This window comes from Kitasatospora sp. NPDC059827 (assembly GCF_042731675.1).
In the GTDB taxonomy this organism is placed as follows: Bacteria; Actinomycetota; Actinomycetes; order Streptomycetales; family Streptomycetaceae; genus Kitasatospora.
On the sequence record NZ_JBHWIV010000185.1, the window covers coordinates 1 to 1,760 of the forward strand.

A 1,760-nucleotide genomic window follows, 5' to 3' on the forward strand; every position below is an offset into this window, starting at 1 on the left:
CATCCGGAACAAGATCGACACTCACCCGGACAGCCTGCCGACCAAGATCGTCGAGTACAAGGGTACAGCTCAACTCATTCTGAAACGATCAGTTACTCGTCTGGGGGTTTGCCTGGGTCTCGCGGTGCCGGAGCCCGTCGTGCGCGCCCAGGCGTGGCAAGCCGGGGCGACCCCGCACGCCGCCCTCACCGAGTACCCCAACCGCCCCGACCACGTCCAGGACGAGGACGACGGCGAGCAGGAGGACGGGCTGCTCGGCGACGTCCCTCATCGGATCCGCCGTCGGGCGGCTGGGACGACCCTGGAGAGCATCCGGCAGGCCCTCCGGCGCCCCGTGACGACGAGCGCGCCGCCGGCTGGCACGCCGACGCTGGCCACGAGAGCGCGCGCGCCACCGCGGCCGACACCCTTCGCGCCGTGCCCGGCGTGCGGCCCGCCGCCGCTGGCGCGAGCCGCTCGGCCTCGGACCGGGCGTGCTCACGAAACGGTTGGTCCGCGGCGCTGGCGAAGCCCGCTCAGGTCCGGCCGGCGGGACCTCCTGCCGGGCCGGACCTGAGCGGGGAGTCGGGCGCGACAAGCCCGTCAGCACCCTTCGGAGATCTCGCGGAAGTTGGCGTAGTGGTCGGCGGTGTACCAGGTCTGCAAGGTCTTCTCGTCGCGGACCAGGCGCTCGGCGTCCCGGTGGGTGGTGGGCTTCGGGCGGGGGTTGACGTCGTACTCGTGGTACGCGCCGCCCGCCGGGAGGTCCCCGGTCCGGTTGTCGTACGGGTTGCTGCCGCGGATGTACTCCGGGCCGGGAATCCGGAAGTCGACCGGGCGGGGGCTGGTGGGCCACTCGAGGTCCTCCCAGACGTGGCAGGCGCGTTCGACCTGCTCCGGGAAGTCCTGGACGGGCAGCGGGGGCTGGATGAGCGCCCGGACGGCCGGAGCGGCGGCCAGCGCGGGGGCGGCGGGAACGAGCGGGCAGGCCAGGGCGAGGACCAGAACGGCCTGTGCCAGGCGGCGGAGAGTCATGGGGGTACCCGATTCCGTGCGGGAGTGTGTGCGGCAAAGGCGTACCGCGCACACGCCTGACACCCAGACGACCACGCCGCAGACACCCCAGCCCCCACCCGACCGAGTGACTCCTGGCGGGTCGAGGCGGCCGCACTGGTGACCCCACACGTCGACAGCCTTGGTTCCTTCAACAGTCTGCCGGACCGGTTCCTGGGCGGTACGCCGGGAGATCGCGCCGCAGGGTGCACCGGAGGTTGCGGCCATGCTCGGTGATGGGAGGAAAATGGGCAGGTCAGTACCCATGTGCAGCCGAGTGGGCCTGACCGACCTCTTCTCTTCCTTGGAACAGCCGAGACAGAGAGGTCGGTCAGAGTGCCGCGCCGGTCGTCAGCGGAGGCGACCACGACGAGAGACTGATACGCGCGGTCCCCGCCCAGGATTCGCCGGACGGGGACCGTAGGAGTGGAGGCGTGCCGCTACGCCTTGCTGCGTGCGTTCAACCCGCGGGTGGTGGAGTGGCAGCGGATGCATGCCGTCGCTACCGCCTTCCACGTGGAGCACGGGCACCTCGATCCCACCGACAAGGCCACGCGCGCGGGCCTGATCTCCTGGCTGGATCGGCAGTGGCACGTGAACGGCCGGCACCTCCTCGACCCGGCCCGCGTGTCCGAGTTGGAGGCGCTGGGGATGGTCTGGTCGAAGCAGGCGAACGCGTGGGAGCGCGGCCACGCCTACGCCCGGGCCTGGGCCGTCCACCACGGCCA

General features: G+C 71.6%; 2 protein-coding genes. One reads left to right on the forward strand and one right to left on the reverse strand.

What is annotated here, in order from left to right:
* Nucleotides 1-582: 582 nt before the first annotated feature.
* Nucleotides 583-1,014, reverse strand: a complete 432-nt coding sequence (locus ACFV8H_RS41435; protein WP_380409956.1) for a ribonuclease domain-containing protein — start codon at nt 1,012-1,014, stop codon at nt 583-585.
* Nucleotides 1,015-1,521: 507 nt separating this feature from the next.
* On the opposite strand from ACFV8H_RS41435, the gene ACFV8H_RS41440 reads away from it, so the two are divergent.
* The coding region (locus tag ACFV8H_RS41440) for a helicase associated domain-containing protein (RefSeq protein ID WP_380409958.1) at nt 1,522-1,760 on the forward strand (239 nt) is incomplete at its 3' end.